Genomic DNA, 20,427 nt, shown 5'->3' with positions numbered 1-20,427 from the left:
AAACTCTCCTTTATTCCTCAGATACCTTCATGCGTTTACATGCATCTATAATGAATTGTTCTGCTTTTTCTTGTGAGTTTTCTCCGTCGATACATCGACTTATGCTATGTGCTGTTATATCAATACATAGACGTTGAAAATCTGTATCCTTACCGTCTATGGGAATGTCTGATTCAATGGCGAGTCTTGCAATCATCAAGGAAGCACGCAAGCTCGGTCCGTTCATTTCATTTGTACATTGATCGCGTAATGTTGAGATTAGTGTAGTAATCGCTCTTGCTTCACTCATAACCAAGTTAGCTTTTTCTGATATAATTTTCGCTTCTTGTTCTGCCCCTTTGTAATCTACGTTAATGGTGATTAACCTATCGAGTAGGGCATCTTGTGTTTGATAAACCCCTGCATATTCTGCAGGATTACTAGTAAATATGATGGCAAATTCCGGGTGTACTCTAATAAAGGGCTCTGTGAGCTTCGAACCATATAAAGGAATGATTCCTTCTTCCAAAATGGATAGGAAAATATTATTCGTCGTCGGCTGTGATCGAGTAAATTCATCGTATACAAGTGTATAACCATTCTTGACGGCTTCCAATAAACGTCCGTCTCTCCATGTCTCTGTAACGCTTTCGTCCTTTTTATAAACGGATCGTACATATTGATCCACGACCTTTTTACTTGTATAACCCGTAAAATCACCGATTAAATCTTTATTATTCAGTTCGTGATTACCGTGCATGAGCATAACCGGTCTTTTTCTCTTTTTCGCAAGTGCGAGTGCAAGAGATGTTTTCCCGGCCCCGGAAGGACCTGTGAAATGCACAGGATATCCAGCTTTAAGGTATTGCAATGAGCGCGAAAGCAATTCTTTCGTTTCATCATCTTGTATTAATGCCCTGCTATCCTTTTTGATCCGTTTAGTTAAGACCGTCACGTACAATTCCCTCCTACTCGCTAAAGGACACTACATTTCCTGTCCGATGGCACTTCTGTAACGGATATCCCGTCGTTTAAATGAGGTGACTTCCTTTTCTTTATTGAGAAGAACATCATATGTGCCAAGCATTTCGTCTTTCGCATATTTCTTCATATATTCTTTTTCTTCAATGACTTCGACTTGAAGCTTCCATCCTTCGTCCTCTGTCAGTTCCACTGACGTAATCTTATGGACCGGAGCTACATGTTCATTGAAGAAATCCGTCACACTATTCATGATTTCTTTGATTACCATAGCTGCCTCCTACTGTAGATGAAGGGGAGGGTGCCGATAACGGCCCCCTTCAACTACTGATTCCTTTGCTTTCACTCCTATTAAATGCTGAACTGGGAGCTTCTTTCATTCTGCTGCGTAGCAAGACCGTTTTCTTCTACGTCATCGCGTAAAAGACCTACTGCCTCTGCATAACGCAACCATGTATCTACGCTGGCGATGACGACCCTTGCTTCAACGGTCAATATTTCAATTCCGACGACAGACACTCTAGCAAATGCATCAATGACGATCCCTTTGTCAAGAATTCTATCAATTACTTCTGCTAAACTTGAACTGTTATTACTTTTTTGTATAGCCAATTTCATTCTCCTTCCAGTGTCTAAGAACAGATTGTCTTAATGTCTTTTGATGATTTAATATTTTCTGAACTTTTGATTTCGGTGGAGCTCTTAATGTTAAAGGAACTCTTGATGTCACTTGCTCCCTTAATATTTCCCACGCCTTTGATTTTTGTTTGATTGTCATTCGATGAAGAGATTTTCTTTTGGAACTCTTCTCCTGCTTCTTTTGCGTTTCCTAACTTTTCTCGTACGGAAAGCAGGACATCCTGTACTTTTTCCTTTGCTTCTTCTGCTTTGGTATGAACATTATTGGCATTTTTCTCTTTTGCGTTTTCTAACTTCTCTGATGCCTCGTTAGCCTTTGATTGAAGCCCGTCTTCAACACTCTCCACAAATGTTTCTTTCGCCTTTTCTTTCATCGTATCTTTCACTTTCTCTTTCACTGGCTCCGGAGCATGGTCGTATGCTTTTTTAGCCATCTTCCCAACTGCTTTTTTTACAGGCTTACTCATGTAATGCCCCCTTCAGGGATGCGATTATTTCTTAGAATCCACCAGGCTGTTCAGCATTTCTTCAATTCGTTCTAAACGCTCATTCAAATTCTTGTTTTCTTCTTTGATTTCTTCTAATTCTTCTGACTGATTCGAAGAATGTTCATTATTTTCTGCTTTGGCATCAGAGTTTTCCGACGCCTCTTCTTTTTTCTTCTTAGGTGACAGCAAGCCACCATCCAGCCTGCTCATATATCCGGTAGCGGATTGTCTAAGGGTGATGATGGCCTGCTCTGTCAGGAATTCCTGTGCTGACCTTCGCAATTCTTTACTTGCAGCTTTCATCACATCTGATTTCCCTAAACTGTCCACTACTTTTTTTCCTGTACCGGGATTCGAAAGTAACCCGATTCCTGCACCGACTACTCCCCCGATAATCGCATAATTCATAGATTGTCTGTTTTCAGTGGATTGTCCTTCCTTTTCATCAGTGCTCTTCGTTTCTTCCACCTGTTGACTGCTTTTCACTTCTGACATATTCATCCTCTTTTCTATTAAAATAGTAAAACTATATTTCATTTACTTGTTTATATGCTGAATGTGCTCCCTCTTTCATTCTCCTGCTTGGCAAGACCCTCTTCCTGGACCTCGTCTCTTAAAAGCCCAACTGCTTCTGCATACCGTAACCACGTATCGACACTTGCGATTACCACCCGTGCTTCTATAGTAAGAATTTCGATTCCTACTAAGGAAACCCTGGCGAATGCGTCAATGACAATTCCTTTATCCAGGATTCTATCAATGACTTCTGCGAGACTTGAGCTATCATTACTTTTTTGAATACTCATCGAATCTCTCCTCTTTAGTGGTGTAGCCAATGACTGACGTGCCATGTTTTATTCTGTTTAATCGGTGTTTACCTCGAATTATGCCCTGTTTAAACCACAGGGTGGGAATTATTTGAAGTAAACTGCCATTTTTTATACATGTTTTAAATCGGTTGTAACGGACTGTAACATTTTTTCCTAAGAGGCATCTGCACTGGAGGGTTTTTGGTGAAAAATATAATTCAAATAAGACAAATCGATTACAGTTTCCAACTATAATAGGTAGTTGAATTCAGTAGGAATATATGCATTAAAGGGATAGGGTATATAGAACCAAAAAGAACCTGAAGGATAGGCCCAAGGGCCTCACTTCAGGTTCTTATCATTTATTCATTTGGGCGAGAAAATCTCCTAAGAGGTCGTCCATCGATTCTTCTTTAGGCTCTTCATTGACGGTTTCCTTGGGTTTCATGGCATTGTCCCAATCGAAGTTGTCCAGTTCTTCATCTGTTGAGTAGGAACGCTCATCCACGACTTCTTCAGGGGTAGCATCCATCACTTGATCAAAGGACCACGTTCTTTCGGTATCGTCACTTGCTGCAGATTCCTCCTGAAGGTACAGCGCTTCATCGATATCCAATGAATTACTGCTCAAAGAAGCAAGGAGGGAGGCAGTTCGAACCGGGTTTGAAAGCAGCTGGTACACGATGCTCCCGAGCAGGGCTTCTGAATGTTCATGCTTAAGCCAGTCACGTTGGGACTTGTCCAATCCCTTCGGAAGGGGAATCGTAATCGCTTCCCGCTGCCTTGAAATTGTATCATTCACCCCGTTTAGGACAAGCTCTGCAATTTTACTGGAGAAGTTTCGTTTTTCTATTTCTTTGAGCTTTTGTAAATGTTTTAATACGTGATCAGGTGTATCTGAAGGGAGCCTAAATGTGATCGGCTGTCCCCTCGACATCCCTTTTTCAGTCATACCATCACCCTATTTGGTTTTCGCTAATTTTTGTTCTTCTTTCGGGGCTTGTTGCTTCTGTGTTTTTCTTGTGAAGTCGGCAATCAACTTGTAGTATGCGTTTGCCATCATCCAGATACTTTCCTTCTCATCTTCAAAGAAGTCGATATTGTACCCATCAAGATTATTGTTAAGCGTCTTGATATACTCTTTAAGGACGCTGGATCCACCACCGATGAAGTAACAGATCTCGGTTTGGGAATTCTTTTGCCACATATTACGAAGATGGCGGTACTGCTTCTTAGCAAGCTCAAGCATAATGCGGTCTACGATGTCGTGTACGCTTGTACGACTACCTTTTACCATAATATGATTGCGGTCACTTTTCTTCGTGATGATTTCGACCACATCACGGCGGCTGTCAAGCTCAATACCATGTCTTGAGCGGATTTCCTCACGAATCAATTCTAGTGATTCAGATACACCCAGGTTAAACCCTTGAGCTTTATCATCGTCTACTTTACGATCTTTGATGACCGCAATATCTGTTGATAATCCACCAATATCCTGAATCAAGATGCGCTTATCAATCAAATCTTTGTTGATGATATTTGAATTATTATCCATCACAAGGTTGATAAAAGCAGCAAATCCTTCAGGATACACTTTCACTTCATCAAATTTAATATTTACTTTGATACCTTGATAGCGTGGAGTGACAAGGAACTCGACCTGGTGAACAGAACCTACTAATCTTGAACGATATCCAACATCTTTTCCTTCCTTTACTTCACGTAGTGGAAGGCCTGTTCCGAGCGTGTAGTTTGCTTCTATTACATTATTATTCTTTTTGAAATCTGATCCATTACGTGCTGCATCCAAAGCAATAGAAGCAAACAGCATGACCAATGTTTGATCTTCTTCTGATTTACTGCTGCCCGGATCCAGTTCAGTCGAGTTATTGCTCTTTGTCGCAAGATTTCCGACACGATAAATTGCATTATTGTCTTTCAAAGCAGGGGAGTGGACACGGATATGTATGCCGTCTAGTGGGTCTTGTGTATCCAGCTCCTCTATACCGATGATAGGACGGTCTTCAACATCCCTTGCGATGACGTTCGGAATATTCACCTCAGCGTCCATTTTTCCAAAAATACCTTTTAAAGAATCATTACCAACATCAATGGCTGCAATGCGAGAATTCGTCATTAAAATCATCCTTTCATTCATGAGTGAGAATTTGTCTAAACATTTCAACTCTTACTCTCAGAGTATACAATTTATCGTCTTCGGTCAATCCTACTTTTCTATCGAATATGGCAAGTGAGAACGCGTTGTTTCGTACACATTTTTGTATCGTTGTGTACATTAATTGTATACAACGCTTAACAACAGCATGTGTACTCGTTTGTGTACATGTTTACTTTTTTGTATACAATTGTGTACGATTTTGTTTACATGTATACAAATTTGTAAACTTAATATTTTTTACATATTCTTACTTCAAATCATGCTCTTTCTACTACATTATAAAACTAGAAAACTACCTTTTTATTACAGATAATAATTAAGAGGGAAAAGAAGAGGAGATGTAAAAAGTTGATTCAGAAAATGTCGAGAGGAGAAAAATGCCGATAAAGAACGAATGTGTTGAAAAGAGAAAGATCGTCTAACGACTCGATAAATGGATAGAAAAAAGACTTCAGCATTTCGCAAGCCGAAGTCTTATAAAGAATGAACCTAATTATTGTGCCGTATATCCGCCGTCGATGACGACCGCTTGTCCCGTTACACTCTTCGCTTGATCGCTGGACAGGAACATTGCGTAATCGGCAATTTCACTGACATCAAGCAAGCGTTTTTGAGGTACTAACGGATAGATGACATCTTCCAGGACTTTTTCTAAAGGAACGTTACGCGTAGTTGCAATATCCTTCAATTGTCCTCTTACGAGTGGTGTATCTACATAACCAGGGCAAATGGAATTCACAGTGATGCCGAAAGGAGCCGACTCAAGAGCTGCCACTTTCGTCAGCCCGATCACGCCGTGTTTCGCACTATTGTATGCAGCTTTTCCGGCAAAGCCCACTAAGCCATTGATGGAAGAAACATTAATAATACGTCCAAACTTCTGTTCTTTCATGATTGGCAGCACATGTTTGATGGCTATGAAAGGCGCGGTAAGCATGATTTTGATCATAAGTTCGAACTTGGCTGTCGGGAACTCTTCAATCGGGGAGACATGTTGTAATCCGGCATTATTCACCAATACATCGATACGTCCATATTGTTTATGGGCTGTGTCGATCATGTTCTTGATATCTTCTTCACTCGTTACATCAGCTTTAAGACCAATTGCTTCATAACCAAGACCTTTAAGTTTATCAGCCGCTGCTTGAACGCCTTCTTCGTTCAAGTCTGTCAATACCACTTTGCTTCCTTTTTCAGCGTAGGATTTACCTAACTCAAAGCCGATGCCGCTTGCTGAACCCGTTATTAATACCACTTTATTTTCTACCATTTCAATACACTCCTTTTTTATTATATAAGTCCAATACTTGCCATAATGATCCCCGCTATGACTGCCATGGTAGGAATCACAAGCCCTACAATAAACACATCTTTATAACAGTCTTTATGCGTTACATTTGTAACCGCCAAGAGCGTCAATAATGCCCCATTATGAGGCAGGATCGATGCCCCGGAAGCAATAGAAGCCATGCGATGAAATGCTTCCGGACTGATTCCGGTCGATTGAGACAGTTGGTAATAGGTGTCGCCGAGTGCCTGCATGGCAATCCCCATCCCCCCGGAAGCAGAACCGGTGATCATCGCAAGGATCTGAACAATCAAGGATTCCGAGATTAATGGATTTGATGAGATCCCCAACAGTAGATCTGTAATGCGGTCGAAGTCCGGTACACTCGTCACCACTGCCCCGAACCCGACTGCCGCACTTGTATTGATGATGGCCATCACAGATCCCTTTGCCCCTTCGTTGATGGAAGGAATGAATTTCTTATAACGGTTCAAATTTATTAGGAGAATTAGTATAATCCCTGCCATTAATGAGGGAATGGCGTTCAATTTGATCCCGTTCAATAACATGACAACCAAGAGTAATGGCAGTAAGGAGACGATCCAATTGGGTAAAGCTTGTTGCTCATCATTTGACCCTGCCCCTGTTTGACTGATTTCCTTAAATGTATCCCCGCTTGCAGCCATCTTCTTCTGCCTGCCCACGAGCCACAGGTATCCACCGACAGCCATGATGAGTGACGCCACGACTCCCATCCATGAACCTGCCATCGGTGACGTGTGGAACGTCTTCATCGGGATCAGATTCTGTATTTGCGGTGTTCCCGGAACAGCCGTCATCGTGAACGTAAATGCCCCCAGCACGATCGTCGGTGCAATCAGCTTTCTTGAAATGTTCGCGTTTCTGAATAATGCCAATGCGATGGGATAGATGGCGAACACAACGACGAAGAGACTCACACCTCCATAAGTCAGTACTGCCGAAGCGACCAGCACCCCAAGAATGGCACGCTTCTCCCCAATCATTTTCGTGATTTGATAAGCGACCGATTTTGCTGCACCTGTATCTTCCATCAACTTTCCGAAAACGGCTCCCAGTAAGAAAATCGGAAACCATTGCTTGGCGAAATTCACGAATCCCGACATATAAGTGTCGGTGTACGTATCCATCAGATCCATACCGCTTATGAATGCCACAATGCCTGCAACAATCGGTGCAATCCAAATAATGGACCATCCCAGGTAAGCGAAAACCATCAATAGCACCAATCCTATTAAAATACTAAACAACTTCTTTCCACCCTTCTAAAGAAAACAAAAAGAGAGTGCGCGATTTCACACCACTCTTCCACCGTTTAAACAATAATTTTTTTTGACGTAAGAAATTTTACTCTTCTCCTATAAATAAGTAAAATGAATTTAAACTATACTTATCATGCAAAAAAGTTATAGATTGAAAAGGAGAGAAACCATTGGATATTCGACAGCTTACCTACTTTAATGAAGTGGCCAAATTCAAAAGTTTTACGAAGGCTTCAAATGTTCTTCATCTATCCCAGCCCACCCTCAGTAAAATGGTAAGGAGTTTGGAAGATGAATTGGAGATGGAGCTGATCGACCGGTCCGCCCGTCAAATCGAACTGACTGAAGCCGGCGAAATCGTTTATGAACAGGGACAGGTCATCCTTGAATCTCTTGATCACTTATCGACTCATCTATATGACTTAATGAACTTAAAGAAAGGGAAAATTAAAATCGGAATCCCCCCGTTGATTGGATTCTTATTCTTCCCAAGCATCATAAAGGAATTTAAAACATCGTATCCGGACATCCATATACAGCTGAACGAATATCGTGCCAATAAAGTGGTGGAAGAAGTGAGGGATGGGATGTTGGACCTTGGGGTAGTCGTCTTACCTATGGATGAAGAGCAGTTTGATGTCGTCCCCTTCGTTTCCGAGAAACATATGCTATTTGTCCACCACTCTCACCCATTGGCGGAAAAAGATTCGGTGGAAATGAACGAATTGCATGAGGAGGACTTCATCCTCTTCAGTGAAGACTTTGCCCTGCATGACAAAATCATTGAAGAGTGCAGAAAAGCGGGATTTTATCCAAAGGTCGCCTATGAGAGTTCACAATGGGACTTTATAGGCGAAATGATCGGGCAAAATCTTGGTATTTCAATCTTCCCACAATCCATTTCTAAAAAAGTCGACCATGGAGTCGTGAAATCCATCCCCATCGTAAATCCGGTCGTTCCTTGGAACCTAGGGATCATCACGAAAAAAGGAAGATATGAATCTTTTGCTGTTCGTGAATTCAAGAAAATGCTGGATGACCGGTAAACCTATAACTATTTCGCATACTATTAATAAAATATATGTATTTTACGCATATATGTGTGTAGCGTTATAGTATTCCTGTAGTAACTTTGACAGGAGGAATGGAAAATGAATCAAGACAGATATCAACACGGATTGGATAAACTGATGGAATACACACTGACCGATAATAAAGAAATCTCCACACATCTTAAGATCTCTGAAGCACTGGAAGACATCGCTCCCGATGTGGGAAAATACATTATCGAGTTTGCCTACGGGGACATTTATTCCCGCCAAGGATTAACGAATAAGCAACGCGCCATCGTCACCATTTCCTCCCTTGTAACACAAGGGACAGAACCTCAGCTTGAGCTCCATATCAACACGGGACTTACAGCAGGATTAACAGAGGAAGAAATCGTAGAGAGCATAACTCATTTGATTCCATATACCGGGTTCCCCCGTGTTCTTAATGCCTTAACGGTTGCAAAGAAAGTATTCGCTATCCGTCATGAAAGTAAACACTGACCTAAAAAAGAGACCTGATGAATTGTCAGGTCTCTTTTTGATTAGATTGCTTTATTTAGGCTCTTCACTTCTAGTACCACCTTTTCCCCTTATCACGGTCGATTTGACTTAATTAAGGGCAACCTGAGCCATTATAAGGGGATATCCTCCATCAACCAGGTACTTCCTTGTAGTTAATCATGGCTGTTTCATAATTGTTCAAAATCGGAAGAAAGATATTCCATAATTTAGTATAATGAAAAAACATTAATCAATCAGGGAGAAAATCATATGAAACAACCCAATTCTTCTAATTACATTCTGCAGGCAAAGAGCGACAAATTTCATTGGGAAGGAGTCGGACAACTGTCCATTAAGACCTTCATGAACGGAAAGGCCTTCTACAAAACAAGCAGAGGCTACTTCTGCGTAGAGGAAGGTCGGTATCTTCTGGTCAATGATGGCCCCTACACCATTACCATCGAGGAAGATCAGCAGGTGGAGTCATTTTGTATCTTCTTTAAGAAAGGGTTTGCCGAAGATACCTATCGCACGTTGAACGACTCTCCCAATCAATTGATAACCGATCCGTTCAAACGTAGCCGACCCATTGAGTTTTTCGAAAGGACCTATGAGATCACCCCTTCAATCGCCAGGCAGATACAAATGTCCCAAAGGCTTGAAATATATCCAAAAGATAACTGGTGTGAAGAACAGTATCATATCTTTATGGAAAATCTATTAACCTCTCATTTTCAACATTTGAAAAGAACTGAATCAATTCATGCAGTAAAACACTCCACCAGAGAGGAAATCTACAGGAGAATCACCATCGCTCATGAATATATCAGAGCATGTTACCACAACGCTCTTACACTCGAGGATATCTCGATGGTTGCATGTTTATCACAAAATCATCTGATCAGAACTTACTCTCAGTATTATGGGAAAACCCCACACCGCCACATCTCGGAATTACGAATTGAAAAAGCCAAAAAATTATTGAAAGATCGTAACCTTTCCGTTACTGACATCACCTTTGAACTTGGCTATCAAAACCCTGTGTCATTCTCTAAGATGTTCAAACAATTTGTGGGTTGTTCACCCACTTTCTATCGAAAAAAAGTGATTTTGGAAAAGAATTAACTCCTTCAATCTCCTACGATAAGGAGGAAATGAAAGGAGAGAGATGAAATGAGTATCATTCAAGGAATCAAACAAATCGGAGTCCCCGTAAAGGATTTAGCCCGCGCCATAGACTTTTATCGTGAACAATTGGGGCGCCCGCTCCTATTCACGACTGCCTCTATGGCATTTTTTGATTGTGACGGGGTGAGGCTCCTCCTTACCCTGCCGGAAAATGAAAAGTTCACCCACAGCTCAGTCATTTATTTTGATGTAGAAGATATCCAATCAAGCTACGAAAAGATGAAGGAAAATGATGTTCATTTTGTGGATGAACCTCACATGGTGGCAAAAATGGACGACGTGGAATCATGGATGGTATTTTTTGAGGATACTGAGGGGAATACACATGCTCTTGTAAGTGAAGTCAGGATATAAAAAAAGGAAGAGGATCCGTGTGTAATGGGATCCTTTTCCTATGACTCCATACACGTACATTTAAAACATCTTTACAACAGGCTTCATAATTCATCAACCTCCCCGCTCTGTCCATCCACCTGGTATGTCACATCATACTTCTCTGCCAAGAGTTTCATATCCGAATGATAGGATTCCACCAGTCTGTAATACTCCTCAATTTTGGCATTGGACTCCTCTATCAACACTTCATCCTGTTCCTCGATAGCCTGTTTTTCGAGCAAAAGGGAATCATAAAAAATCTGGGTGGCACTCACAATCCGTTCCGTCATTTCCTCAAGTTCGGGGATTTTTCCCTCGATGGACTCCGCTTCTCCCAAGGCTTTCTCATATGAAGGTATGGTTGTTGAGGTCAGCTCTTTATAGAGGGTCTCATCATCGGTATAATTCACACCAGAGACCGATGCAAGAGATTCAAATGCCACAACTTCATATTCAGCAACTCTCTGAATATCTTCATTGATAAATTTAATGATCGCTTTTTGTTTATCAGCATTCGTTAGTTTTTCACCGTCTTTGACATCATCGACCAGGGTCAATTCTTTGTTGGTTTCCTCTTTACTGTTATTCTCTCCAGTCTGTGGTTCCGCGTTTTTATTAATCGAAATCTGCACTTCACCACATCCACTTAACAGAACGGCTGTTATCAATGCTAACCCGAGAAGTTTCTTCATGCTTTAATTCCTTTCTTATGCAATTTGGTCAATTGCTTTTAGAAATTAAATACCCATCTTTTGTAAAAATAATCTAAATATTTCTAAATAAAACAATTCCTATCTTCAGGCATATGGCAAACGTATGTAATTTCCTATACAATTTATGTAAACAGCAAGATTGAGTGGTGAAAGAATTGAAATTATTACTAATCGAAGATGATATAACCCTTTTCAATGAAATCAAGGAACGGCTTTCCCAGTGGTCCTATGAGGTATATGGAATCAAAGATTTCAATCAAGTCATGCAGGAGTTCACAGTGGTGAAACCGGATCTTGTGATCATTGATATTCAATTGCCTAAATTCGACGGCTTCCACTGGTGCCGGATGATACGCACACATTCCAATGTGCCGATCCTGTTCCTGTCCTCCCGGGATCACCCGACGGATATGGTCATGTCCATGCAGCTTGGGGCAGATGACTTCATCCAGAAACCCTTTCATTTCGATGTCCTCATCGCAAAGGTCCAGGCGACCCTCAGGAGGGTGTATAACTATAACACCGAACAGGTGAGCATCAAGACCTGGTGCAGGGCAACCGTTGATTTTGAACGGAACATGGTAACGAATGAACTGGGGTCCGTCGAACTGACGAAGAATGAAATGTACATATTAAAACTTCTAATCGATCAGAAAAATAAGATTGTCAGCAGAGATGCACTGATGAACAGCCTCTGGGATGACAAGCGGTTCATCAGCGATAACACGTTGACCGTCAATGTGAACCGCCTCAGGAAAACCCTTGAAGAGATAGGACTCGGCCGCTTCATTGAAACGAAAGTCGGGCAAGGATATCTGGCCATTGAAGAGGATTCGCCATGATCCGTACATACTTATGGGAACGGAAAAGCTGGATATCGTTCGTGATTGTACTTCATCTGTTTTGGATCTTTATCGCCTATATCGATACAGCCATCCCCTTGCAATCGATCATCTATATGATGTTCCTTTCTCTGCTCTTTTTCATTGTTTTCGTGTTCATCCGCTATCAGAAGGAAACCCGGTTCTTCAAGCGCCTTAAAGAATGGGATCATAACCTTAACATTACAGGGGTGGATGCCCCTGATACTCCATTCCAGGAAATCGTTTCGGACAGTCTATCGGGGCAGGCGAACCTTTTGAGAAAGACAGCATCTGAGAATCGAATGATGCTCGAACAGGAAAAGGACGACCTCCTCTCCTGGATACATGAAGTGAAAACCCCTCTGACGGCGATGCATTTGATGATTGAGCGTTTGGAAGACGAACCATTGAAGTCTCATTTAAAATATGAGTGGCTGCGCATCCACCTTTTGTTGGATCGGCAGCTGCACCAGAAGCGTATGTCTTTTATGGAGAATGATTTATACATTGAGGACACCGATCTCGAGTCTGTTATTTTTCAGGAAATAAAAACCTTGCAATCTTGGTGTATTCAGAAAGGGATCGGATTTGACATCCAACTCGTGGTCACAAACGTGCTGAGCGATGCGAAGTGGCTGGCATTCATGATCAGGCAGCTTTTGACCAACGCTGTTAAATATAGCTCTAAAACGGACATTGCCATATTAAGCGAAAAAAGAGATGGAAAAGTGACTCTCACCATTCAGGATTTCGGAAGGGGAATCGACTCCAGGGACCTGCCAAGGATCTTTGAAAAAGGATTCACCTCGACCATTGACCACAATGATCACTCCTCTACGGGAATGGGCTTATATTTAACCAAGAGAGTTTCAGAATCTCTGCTGATTAGCATAGATATTGAATCCAAACGGGGAGAGGGGACCAGGATCACCCTCACCTTCCCGGAGAAAAATGATTTCGTCCAACTTACCGGCGTGTGACAGAAATGTCACATGCTTTTCTGTTTTGTTCGAACAATAAAAGGAAAAGAAACTTCCTGCTTTTTATAATAAAGGTATCAAATCAAAGGAGTTTTTCATGTTGACTATATTAGAAGCAAGCAAACTTCATAAAAGCTACGGAAATAAGTTCAATAAGCAGGAAGTGTTAAAGGGAATCGACCTGTCGATTCAAAAAGGGGAATTCGTCAGTATAATGGGAGCGTCGGGTTCCGGAAAGACCACCCTCCTGAATGTCCTTTCCTCCATCGACAAAGTGAGTGAAGGGTCGATTAAGATTGAGAGTAATGAAATGACGATGATGAAAGAAAAGCAGCTCGCACAGTTCCGAAAGAATCACCTCGGATTTATCTTTCAGGATTACAACTTGCTCGACACTTTGACGGTGAAAGAAAATATCCTTCTGCCTTTATCCATTACTAAGACTCCGAAGAAGGAAGCCGACCAGAAGTTCAATGACCTCGCTTCAGAACTCGGGATCCTTGAACTGAAAGATAAGTATCCGAATGAAATATCAGGCGGTCAGAAACAGCGGACATCAGCCGCTCGTGCCTTCATCCATGAACCAAGCATCATATTCGCAGATGAACCGACTGGCGCCCTGGACTCTAAATCGGCCTCTGATCTCCTTAACAAGCTGAGCGAGCTGAATCAAAAGCTGAAGGCGACGATTGTCATGGTTACCCATGATCCCGTTGCGGCGAGCTACTGCAGCCGGGTCGTCTTCATCAAAGACGGGCAGATCTATACTCAATTAACAAAAGGCGACCAGGAGAGGCAGCATTTCTTCAGTGACATCATGAAAACCCAAGGCGTGCTCGGTGGTGTGCAGAATGAACATTAATACCCTTATCTTCAGGAATCTGAAGAAGAATCTGAAGAATTATTACCTGTATGTATTTGCCCTGATTTTTAGTGTCGCTCTCTATTTCGCCTTTGTGACCCTGCAGTACGATCCATCTATGGATGCAACAAAGGGAACCATTAAAGGCGGGGCAGCGGTAAAGGCAGCTTCTGTCCTGCTGGTCGCCATTGTCTCGATATTCCTTTTATACGCCAATACCCTCTTCATTAAGAGAAGAAGTAAAGAAATTGGGTTATTTCAGTTAATCGGTATGACAAAGAATAAAATCTTCCGCATTTTAAGCGTGGAGAATTTCATCCTTTATTTTGGATCTTTGATACTTGGTATCTTGATCGGGTTTTCCTTCTCCAAGTTAATCATCATGATCTTATTCAATATAACCGGTATTAATGCGATTGCTACACTGCATTTCTCGTCCAAGGCACTCATCCAGACCGTTATTGTGTTCTGTGCGATTTACCTGCTGATCATGTTGATGAACTTGGTGTTCATTAAAAGACAAAGCATCTTATCACTCTTCAGGGTCCGTTCTTCAACGGAGACAAGAGTGAAAAAAATGTCCAAGTTCGAGATCATGATCGGTATCTTTGGAATCATCCTGATTGCCTCCGGATATTATGTATCTTCCAAATTGTTTGGCGGGGACTTCACAACGATGCCTCAGCTGTATGGAGCCATGCTCTTTATACTTGGCTCAGTGATTCTCGGAACCTATCTTTTTTATAAAGGGTCTGTGAGCTTTATCTTTAATGTCATCCGTAAGAAGAAGGGTGGCTACTTAAACATCAACGAGGTCCTGTCCCTTTCATCCATCATGTTCAGGATGAAATCCAACGCATTGCTTTTGACGATCATCACGACGGTATCGGCTCTGGCTATCGGATTATTGTCTTTAAGTTACATTGGGTATTACTCAGCTGAAAAAACGGCTGAAAATAGTGTACCGGCAGATTTTTCTTTAATAAACAAACAAGACTTCAATGATTTTAAAGACGCCCTGTTGAATAATGGTATCGAATTCAAAAAAGTGGAAATAGAAGTCATCAGAGTTCTCGTTAACTTGGAAGACATTGCAGACTCTGAATTCAGTGAACTGAACGGATCACAAGATGCCATGCCTACTGCTGTCATCAGTGAAAAAAGTGTAGAAGGCATTGACGTGAAAAAAGGGGAAACGGTCTTTACTGGCTATAGCGACTTACTTCAAAAGCTGATGCCCCTACACGATTCCGGTATGACAGAGCTAAAAGGAAAAACGAAGAACATAAAGCTTAAATACTTGGGTATGCAGGATGAATACCCGATCTCTGGTTGGTTTACAGGGTTCGGTTCACCTGCGGTCATTGTGGACGACCATGTTTTCCAACAGCTGAAAAAGGACCTGGATCCAGAAATCCAGAGGGAATCGTCCCTTCATATCGGTGTGAACATCGATAAGGAAAAAGATGTACAGAAAGCAAACGACCTCTTTCATGAGTTAAATCTAGTTGAAAGATGGGGGAACGCTTCACAGTACGACATGAAAGCCGAACAAAAACAAAGCATGGGCCTCACGATGTTCATCGTCGGGTTCCTCGGCCTCACCTTCCTGATCACATCTGGTTGTATCCTGTACTTTAAACAGATGGACGAAAGTGAAGACGAGAAGCCGAACTATACGATTTTACGAAAATTAGGATTTACTCAAAGTGACTTATTGAGAGGCATTCAAGCGAAGCAGCTCTTCAGCTTCGGAATTCCTCTTCTCATCGGACTTCTGCACAGTTACTTTGCAGTCCAGTCCGGATGGTTCCTGTTCGGAGCCGAAGTCTGGACGCCGATGATCATTGTGATGGTATTATATACAGTGTTGTATTCGATCTTTGGTGTATTATCGGTTTTGTATTATAAAAAGGTGATTAAAGCGTCGCTATAATGGAGAGAGCCATCCCTGGATGCCGGGATGGCTCTTTTATGCAATGCGGGATTACATCCTGTTCCGTCATTTTATCTTCTTCATTTCTTGCTCAGGCGCATATTCTTTAGCCTATTCCAGTATCCTGGGACGTAAACAAGCAATGAATGAGAGAAGAATGAGTAGTGCTTCGACCTGAATGCCAAATAACCAAACATAACTATCTCCATCCGGAGCCCATTTATTCTTATTCAATAAGAATAAAAGAATAGAAAAGAGAAGGAAGACATTACTCCTCCAGTAAAAAATGAAGCCTCGTTTAAATGAGAAGAATTTCTCATCCTTCTTTTTACCTTTTTTATTCACTTTTGAAAGTTGAATACGTTCTTCCTTTGTCATGCTATATCCCACCTACCCATCATTACATAAACGCTAATTAAAGATTGCAACAATCCCAAAACCAATCCAAACAAGAGAGAGGAAAAAACATATAGCCAAGAGTTTATTCACTAGAAAAGGGAGACGGTTTAATACGTTTTGTATATAGTAATTAATACCCGATGTAAAGATAGCTGTGTACTTATTGAAATATCCGATAAAACTATCTTTTCCTTCAAAGACGTTCACTTCATATAAAACAATAATCAATCGTTGAGCAAAAATAGAACAAAAAGCAAACACACCATTTGCTGCTATCATTAATGGAATATAGGAACTGGGTAAAGGGACATTTATTCCATATAGCGAACATGCAATCAAGGTAAACACCACGAACACAAGGATAAATCCTACTACTTTCTTTCTTGACATGTAATTCCCCCCCAAAATGATTCCCCGTTAAATTCCCCTCTCTCTTTTAGGTAAACCAAACTGAGGGTACAACTTCTTAACGGTCTCTTCATGTTTCACAATAAAATAATATCGGTGGACAGTCGTTGAAAAAAAGGCGGTGAGTATCGATAATATGGATACTCCCGTAATGATGATGATCATAAAAAGAGATTCCGTCATAAACGAAGAAAGCAGAATATGAGCAATGACATACCCAATACCTGAAGCGGTCAATGCAGGTGATATCGTAACCTTTTGATCATTTTTCTGCAGTCTTGCATACGTCCCGGAATACAACATTCTATGGTTTAATAGCTGGAAAAACACTAGCAGTCCTATTAGTAACAGCAAACCTAAAGTAAAAGGGACCTTACCATTCAATCCGGCATATACATACAAATATTTTTGAATCACCAAAAAATACACATACGTATTCACGATACCGTAGATGCCGAAAAACAGGTAGTACGATTTTTCAAACGTAAAAGGGGCAACCACATAAAGGACTGCCCAAATATGTAATAATGCCACTGGTACAACAGCCGGCCAGACAAAGGCATAGGAGAAAGGCTCCCCCAAAATGGGAAGGAGACCAATGATGTCCAAGAAAAAGAGAAAGAACGTAATGATATTTCTTCTATTCTCTTTCGGTGTTTGTAAATGTAAATAAGACAATGTGATAGAATCAATATCTTTATGCCTTTTCATGTTCTCTTCCCTCTTTTCTGAATCAGAGTTCTTTCCCTTTTCGGCAACCCGAATTGGGGATCAATCTGTTTTACTTTCTCGATGTGCCTTCTGATATAAAAATATTTATGGATGCTGGTTGAAAAATAAGCCGTGGCCACTGAGAGGATAGAGAAGACCCCTATGATCATGAGGATTTTCACTGATTCTACAAAGAAGGATGAGAAGATGACCTGTGCCAGTACGTAGCCAATGCCTGTGGTCGAAGCAATCGGAGTAAGGTTGACAGTCTTTTCCCCTTTTTGAAGACGTGAGTACGTTCCCGAATACAATAAGCGGGTATTCATCCAATTCATGATGAAAAGAAGGGATACAAATAAAATAGAGCCTAAAATCAAAGGGGCAGTTCCGAATATTTAAAAATGAGAATATATCAACTTTTGTATTACTAAAAAGTATAAGAAGGTATTGATCACCCCATACACTCCGAAAAACAGATAATAGGATCTTTCAAACATATAAGGGGCAATTACATACGGAATGGCCCACAGGTGAATGAATATCACTGGAATAATGCCACCCCAAAATAACGAAGGAATAAAGGGCTCTCCCAGAAGGAAAAGCACACCAATGATATCCAGAAAAATGAAAAGAAACACAAGTATATTACTCCTGTTTTCGCTGGGTGATTGGAACCTTAAATAAGACAGAGTAATATCATCTACCATTTCATGCTTCAACGATAAAATCCCCCTAACCAAACTTCCTGGAATCCTTTGGCTTCCCCAAATCAGGATACATTTTCAACACTTTTTCATTATATTTTCGTATATAAATATACCGGTGAACGAAAGTTGATAAATAAGCAGTCACGATTGAAACGACCGTATACGCCATCATTAATACAATCATATATGCTGAGTCAGTGAGCATGTAGGACATTAAAAACTGTGCAGCAACGTATCCTAAAGTTGAGAAAGCGACGATCGATAAAATAGTGAATGGAGACTTTCCATTTTGGATTTTGACATAGGCACCGGAATAAAGCATTTTCACATGAAAAACCTGAATAAATATCAATAGAAACACCATAAGCACTAATCCTATGTAAAAGAAGCGGGTACTTTCTACACCGATATGAAGATATAAAAACTTTTGAATAACAAGGAAAAATACATACGTATTTACAACCCCAAAAACTCCAATGTATAAGTAATAAGATCGTTCAAATTTATAGGGAGCAACGATATAAAGAATGCCCCATAAATGAATAAAAACAGCAGGTGCCAGTGCAGCCCAGAAAAAGGAGGGAGAAAAAGGAATGCTCTGTAAAGGAAGCAATCCTAAAAAGTCCAAAAGTAGGGTTAGAAACCCTATTACATTTCTTCTGTTTTCTTTAGGAAACTGCATATTGCTCAGGTACACATGGGTCATATCATCTATATCTTTCAATTTTTTCAGTTCTGCTCACCTCAATAGTCGTACACTTATCTAAAATTTACCATATAAATGGTAGTATCATAAATCCGTCTCTTTGTGAGACGGACCTCTTCTAGCGTTCTCGATAGCACCTGCTTAGATCTTCCGTTTCTTTTACTTCCTTTACCTTACATGTACCATCTAAGTCAATGATGTTCACGACTGATTCATCCATACCGTATTTCTTGAAGATATCAAAGGCTTTTAGAATGTCCTCATTACTTGAATAAGGTTTGGCAAATAAGGTGATATCCTGATTTACAAACAGTGTTGTAATAAAATGTTCACTCTTCTCATCCCAATTCAAACTTGAATCGGCAAACATATCCAACTTCTCGAGTTCTTGTTCCAATGCACCACTATCAACCAATTCATGGTGGTGAATCAACATAAATTGTTGTTCTATTATCTGCTGGAATTCATCAGATTCTTCCTTACTATAGTAATCTGTTGAAATTCGATTATATTCCATTTCCAGATCGAGTGAGGTTTCGACAGGCACTTTCACAAGTCTTTCGCTTATTTCTCCTATTGTGTGTACCAGCTTTTCCGGGTTGGTTTCTCCACCCTGGTAGTATCCACTGATTGTTATGTAAGGTTTGCCTTTATAAATCATACTTCTAAACTGGACATCTACTATTCCATTCTCTTCAAATACTTTTTGGTATTCTTCATACTTTTTATCCCGTTCCAGTAAATATTCATGTTTACTTTGAACATAATCCTCTTCAAAGTTTTCAAGGTCCCCTGAGATTTCACCCCCGAATGTGAAATTCGGATCATCTTCAGATTGAAATGTCAGGTCATATACATCAGTGAAGATTTTTGTAAGTACCACAATGATCGTGGCGCCAATAGGTGTGGATTCCTCTATAGAAGTCATTTTGACTTTTTCTCCATACACCTCATCAATTTCTGCTTCCGTAAAGGTGGAGACCTTCTCTTCTAAAGAAGTACAACCTGATAAAAAGAAAATTACGATTAAAATAGATATTTTTTTCACCAATTATCTACCCACCTTTGTTTTATTAAATTTCACAGAATCATTCTTATCTAAGACACACCTTAATACAGATATGATCTTATTTAGAAGATATATCCATATTTATCTCATATCAAACCAGATCGGAAAGGAAAAAAGAAAATGGAATGGTCTACTCATTTAAACACAAAGCCTTCTTGTCTATCAAAAACGTTTCTTACATTCCCATAAAAAATGAGCCCTGCTCTTTTGTTTATATTTTTTCCATACAAGGGTTACTGCAAAAAAATGTTTTATGGTATGATGGTTAAATTGTTTGCCCACTCTATCCC

At 40.6% G+C, this 20,427-nt stretch carries 25 protein-coding genes; 8 read left to right on the top strand and 17 right to left on the bottom strand.

The genetic code is table 11. From position 1 onward, the window contains the following. Positions 1-10 precede the first annotated feature (10 nt). The 10 genes from gvpN to NQ095_RS16005 all read right to left on the bottom strand — a co-directional run bounded on the left by gvpN (position 11) and on the right by NQ095_RS16005 (position 7,655). On the bottom strand, positions 11-934 hold the full coding sequence (gvpN, locus tag NQ095_RS16050; RefSeq protein WP_258264478.1) for a gas vesicle protein GvpN: 924 nt from the start codon (positions 932-934) through the stop codon (positions 11-13). Between the two features lie 30 nt (positions 935-964). Beyond that, complete coding sequence (gene gvpO / locus NQ095_RS16045; protein WP_034764910.1) at positions 965-1,231, bottom strand: gas vesicle protein GvpO; 267 nt, start codon at positions 1,229-1,231, stop codon at positions 965-967. An 80-nt stretch (positions 1,232-1,311) separates the two neighbouring features. Next, positions 1,312-1,572, bottom strand: a complete 261-nt coding sequence (gene gvpJ, locus NQ095_RS16040) for a gas vesicle protein GvpJ (RefSeq protein ID WP_034764908.1) — start codon at positions 1,570-1,572, stop codon at positions 1,312-1,314. A gap of 20 nt (positions 1,573-1,592) precedes the next feature. Then, entirely contained in the window at positions 1,593-2,066 is a 474-nt protein-coding gene (gene gvpQ / locus NQ095_RS16035) for a gas vesicle protein GvpQ (RefSeq protein WP_258264477.1), read from the bottom strand. Positions 2,067-2,090: 24 nt separating this feature from the next. Then, positions 2,091-2,582: a GvpT/GvpP family gas vesicle accessory protein gene (gvpT, locus tag NQ095_RS16030; RefSeq protein WP_258264476.1), complete on the bottom strand. Its 492-nt coding sequence runs from the start codon at positions 2,580-2,582 to the stop codon at positions 2,091-2,093. Between the two features lie 50 nt (positions 2,583-2,632). Further along, positions 2,633-2,893 (bottom strand): gas vesicle structural protein GvpA, encoded by a 261-nt coding sequence (gvpA, locus tag NQ095_RS16025; protein ID WP_258264475.1) that lies wholly within the window; start codon positions 2,891-2,893, stop codon positions 2,633-2,635. A 361-nt stretch (positions 2,894-3,254) separates the two neighbouring features. Further along, positions 3,255-3,848: a ribosomal L1 domain-containing protein gene (locus NQ095_RS16020; RefSeq protein WP_258264474.1), complete on the bottom strand. Its 594-nt coding sequence runs from the start codon at positions 3,846-3,848 to the stop codon at positions 3,255-3,257. A 9-nt stretch (positions 3,849-3,857) separates the two neighbouring features. Then, positions 3,858-5,036 carry a ParM/StbA family protein gene (locus NQ095_RS16015; protein WP_258264473.1) on the bottom strand — a complete coding sequence of 393 codons (1,179 nt, stop codon included), beginning with the start codon at positions 5,034-5,036 and terminating at the stop codon, positions 3,858-3,860. 535 nt (positions 5,037-5,571) lie between these two features. Next, positions 5,572-6,348, bottom strand: coding sequence for a 3-hydroxybutyrate dehydrogenase (locus NQ095_RS16010; protein ID WP_258264472.1), 777 nt, complete (start codon positions 6,346-6,348; stop codon positions 5,572-5,574). Positions 6,349-6,368: 20 nt separating this feature from the next. Further along, on the bottom strand, positions 6,369-7,655 hold the full coding sequence (locus NQ095_RS16005) for a GntP family permease (RefSeq protein ID WP_258264471.1): 1,287 nt from the start codon (positions 7,653-7,655) through the stop codon (positions 6,369-6,371). Between the two features lie 182 nt (positions 7,656-7,837). Between NQ095_RS16005 and NQ095_RS16000 the strand changes: the two genes are divergently transcribed. From NQ095_RS16000 to NQ095_RS15985, 4 genes are all read left to right on the top strand, one after another. Next, positions 7,838-8,713, top strand: coding sequence for a LysR family transcriptional regulator (locus NQ095_RS16000; RefSeq protein WP_258264470.1), 876 nt, complete (start codon positions 7,838-7,840; stop codon positions 8,711-8,713). A gap of 105 nt (positions 8,714-8,818) precedes the next feature. After that, the gene (locus tag NQ095_RS15995; RefSeq protein WP_258264469.1) at positions 8,819-9,220 is read left to right on the top strand and encodes a carboxymuconolactone decarboxylase family protein; all 402 of its coding nucleotides are present in this window, start codon (positions 8,819-8,821) and stop codon (positions 9,218-9,220) included. 270 nt (positions 9,221-9,490) lie between these two features. Then, positions 9,491-10,345, top strand: a complete 855-nt coding sequence (locus NQ095_RS15990) for a helix-turn-helix domain-containing protein (protein WP_258264468.1) — start codon at positions 9,491-9,493, stop codon at positions 10,343-10,345. A 48-nt stretch (positions 10,346-10,393) separates the two neighbouring features. Beyond that, entirely contained in the window at positions 10,394-10,762 is a 369-nt protein-coding gene (locus NQ095_RS15985) for a VOC family protein (protein ID WP_258264467.1), read from the top strand. An 83-nt stretch (positions 10,763-10,845) separates the two neighbouring features. Here the strand turns inward: NQ095_RS15985 and NQ095_RS15980 are convergent, their stop codons facing one another. Then, the gene (locus NQ095_RS15980) at positions 10,846-11,475 is read right to left on the bottom strand and encodes a hypothetical protein (RefSeq protein WP_258264466.1); all 630 of its coding nucleotides are present in this window, start codon (positions 11,473-11,475) and stop codon (positions 10,846-10,848) included. A 176-nt stretch (positions 11,476-11,651) separates the two neighbouring features. Here NQ095_RS15980 and NQ095_RS15975 point away from each other — a divergent pair, with 176 nt between their 5' ends. The 4 genes from NQ095_RS15975 (at position 11,652) to NQ095_RS15960 (ending at position 16,137) form a co-directional block, all read left to right on the top strand. Then, a complete protein-coding gene (locus NQ095_RS15975; RefSeq protein ID WP_258264465.1) occupies positions 11,652-12,338 on the top strand; it encodes a response regulator transcription factor in 687 nt (228 codons plus the stop codon). After that, positions 12,335-13,339 carry a sensor histidine kinase gene (locus tag NQ095_RS15970; protein WP_258264464.1) on the top strand — a complete coding sequence of 335 codons (1,005 nt, stop codon included), beginning with the start codon at positions 12,335-12,337 and terminating at the stop codon, positions 13,337-13,339. The genes NQ095_RS15975 and NQ095_RS15970 overlap by 4 nt, the downstream gene beginning before the upstream one ends. Positions 13,340-13,439: 100 nt before the next feature. Next, the gene (locus tag NQ095_RS15965; RefSeq protein WP_258264578.1) at positions 13,440-14,201 is read left to right on the top strand and encodes an ABC transporter ATP-binding protein; all 762 of its coding nucleotides are present in this window, start codon (positions 13,440-13,442) and stop codon (positions 14,199-14,201) included. Next, entirely contained in the window at positions 14,191-16,137 is a 1,947-nt protein-coding gene (locus tag NQ095_RS15960; protein ID WP_258264463.1) for an ABC transporter permease, read from the top strand. Before NQ095_RS15965 ends, NQ095_RS15960 begins: the two co-directional genes overlap by 11 nt. A gap of 111 nt (positions 16,138-16,248) precedes the next feature. Here NQ095_RS15960 and NQ095_RS15955 read toward each other — a convergent pair whose 3' ends face one another. The 6 genes from NQ095_RS15955 to NQ095_RS15930 form a co-directional block, all read right to left on the bottom strand. Then, positions 16,249-16,515 carry a hypothetical protein gene (locus tag NQ095_RS15955; protein ID WP_258264462.1) on the bottom strand — a complete coding sequence of 89 codons (267 nt, stop codon included), beginning with the start codon at positions 16,513-16,515 and terminating at the stop codon, positions 16,249-16,251. Between the two features lie 33 nt (positions 16,516-16,548). Further along, positions 16,549-16,926 carry a hypothetical protein gene (locus tag NQ095_RS15950; RefSeq protein ID WP_258264461.1) on the bottom strand — a complete coding sequence of 126 codons (378 nt, stop codon included), beginning with the start codon at positions 16,924-16,926 and terminating at the stop codon, positions 16,549-16,551. 27 nt (positions 16,927-16,953) lie between these two features. After that, positions 16,954-17,655 carry a hypothetical protein gene (locus NQ095_RS15945; RefSeq protein WP_258264460.1) on the bottom strand — a complete coding sequence of 234 codons (702 nt, stop codon included), beginning with the start codon at positions 17,653-17,655 and terminating at the stop codon, positions 16,954-16,956. Next, a complete protein-coding gene (locus tag NQ095_RS15940) occupies positions 17,652-17,990 on the bottom strand; it encodes a hypothetical protein (protein WP_258264459.1) in 339 nt (112 codons plus the stop codon). Before NQ095_RS15940 ends, NQ095_RS15945 begins: the two co-directional genes overlap by 4 nt. 397 nt (positions 17,991-18,387) lie before the next feature. Beyond that, positions 18,388-18,714 carry a hypothetical protein gene (locus tag NQ095_RS15935; RefSeq protein WP_258264458.1) on the bottom strand — a complete coding sequence of 109 codons (327 nt, stop codon included), beginning with the start codon at positions 18,712-18,714 and terminating at the stop codon, positions 18,388-18,390. 472 nt (positions 18,715-19,186) lie between these two features. Then, the gene (locus NQ095_RS15930; RefSeq protein ID WP_258264457.1) at positions 19,187-20,119 is read right to left on the bottom strand and encodes a hypothetical protein; all 933 of its coding nucleotides are present in this window, start codon (positions 20,117-20,119) and stop codon (positions 19,187-19,189) included. Positions 20,120-20,427 lie beyond the last annotated feature (308 nt).

It is taken from the genome of Rossellomorea sp. SC111, from assembly GCF_024733565.1.
Taxonomy (GTDB): domain Bacteria; phylum Bacillota; class Bacilli; order Bacillales; family Bacillaceae_B; genus Rossellomorea.
Note: the sequence above shows the minus strand (reverse complement) of the source record. Positions and strands in the feature narration are given on the sequence as shown.

Bases quoted from the DNA above. Each gene is read 5' to 3' on its own strand.
- NQ095_RS15945 (WP_258264460.1), bottom strand. From the start codon at position 17,655: ATGAAAAGGCATAAAGATATTGATTCTATCACATTGTCTTATTTACAT.
- NQ095_RS15995 (WP_258264469.1), top strand. From the start codon at position 8,819: ATGAATCAAGACAGATATCAACACGGATTGGATAAACTGATGGAATAC.
- gvpA (WP_258264475.1), bottom strand. From the start codon at position 2,893: ATGAGTATTCAAAAAAGTAATGATAGCTCAAGTCTCGCAGAAGTCATT.
- NQ095_RS15960 (WP_258264463.1), top strand. From the start codon at position 14,191: ATGAACATTAATACCCTTATCTTCAGGAATCTGAAGAAGAATCTGAAG.
- NQ095_RS15980 (WP_258264466.1), bottom strand. From the start codon at position 11,475: ATGAAGAAACTTCTCGGGTTAGCATTGATAACAGCCGTTCTGTTAAGT.
- NQ095_RS15955 (WP_258264462.1), bottom strand. From the start codon at position 16,515: ATGACAAAGGAAGAACGTATTCAACTTTCAAAAGTGAATAAAAAAGGT.
- gvpQ (WP_258264477.1), bottom strand. From the start codon at position 2,066: ATGAGTAAGCCTGTAAAAAAAGCAGTTGGGAAGATGGCTAAAAAAGCA.
- NQ095_RS15990 (WP_258264468.1), top strand. From the start codon at position 9,491: ATGAAACAACCCAATTCTTCTAATTACATTCTGCAGGCAAAGAGCGAC.
- NQ095_RS15950 (WP_258264461.1), bottom strand. From the start codon at position 16,926: ATGTCAAGAAAGAAAGTAGTAGGATTTATCCTTGTGTTCGTGGTGTTT.
- NQ095_RS16015 (WP_258264473.1), bottom strand. From the start codon at position 5,036: ATGACGAATTCTCGCATTGCAGCCATTGATGTTGGTAATGATTCTTTA.
- gvpO (WP_034764910.1), bottom strand. From the start codon at position 1,231: ATGGTAATCAAAGAAATCATGAATAGTGTGACGGATTTCTTCAATGAA.
- NQ095_RS15940 (WP_258264459.1), bottom strand. From the start codon at position 17,990: ATGAATTGGATGAATACCCGCTTATTGTATTCGGGAACGTACTCACGT.
- NQ095_RS15970 (WP_258264464.1), top strand. From the start codon at position 12,335: ATGATCCGTACATACTTATGGGAACGGAAAAGCTGGATATCGTTCGTG.
- NQ095_RS16010 (WP_258264472.1), bottom strand. From the start codon at position 6,348: ATGGTAGAAAATAAAGTGGTATTAATAACGGGTTCAGCAAGCGGCATC.
- gvpT (WP_258264476.1), bottom strand. From the start codon at position 2,582: ATGTCAGAAGTGAAAAGCAGTCAACAGGTGGAAGAAACGAAGAGCACT.
- NQ095_RS15985 (WP_258264467.1), top strand. From the start codon at position 10,394: ATGAGTATCATTCAAGGAATCAAACAAATCGGAGTCCCCGTAAAGGAT.
- NQ095_RS16020 (WP_258264474.1), bottom strand. From the start codon at position 3,848: ATGACTGAAAAAGGGATGTCGAGGGGACAGCCGATCACATTTAGGCTC.